The organism is Mesorhizobium sp. M1A.T.Ca.IN.004.03.1.1, assembly GCF_003997555.1.
In the GTDB taxonomy this organism is placed as follows: domain Bacteria; phylum Pseudomonadota; class Alphaproteobacteria; order Rhizobiales; family Rhizobiaceae; genus Mesorhizobium.
The window spans coordinates 1-237 of sequence record NZ_RZTV01001063.1 but is presented as its reverse complement, the minus strand read 5'-3'; the positions used below and the strand labels follow the sequence as shown (position 1 = coordinate 237).

General features: G+C 59.5%; 1 protein-coding gene. It reads left to right on the top strand.

Going from position 1 to position 237, the window contains the following annotated elements; translation table 11 throughout:
- On the top strand, positions 1–237 hold a 237-nt coding region (locus EOD29_RS34925; protein WP_164764100.1), incomplete at both ends, for an AraC family transcriptional regulator N-terminal domain-containing protein.

The window sequence follows — 237 nt, the reverse complement described above, 5'->3', positions numbered from 1 at the left end:
CTGAGACTGATCCGGACCCTCGCAACGCCCGGGGCAATCCCGATCCTTCATCCGGCAATCATGCGAGAGATCAGTTTCTGGTTGCTTTCTGGAGAAAACGGCAATGAGGTCTGCAAGCTTGCATTGCCCGACAGCCATACGCGCCGCGTGGCCGAGGCCATCTACCTGTTGCGCGGCAATTTTACTTACGCCGTCCGGGTGGAAAAGCTTGCGGCGGCAGCCAGGATGAGCCCTTCC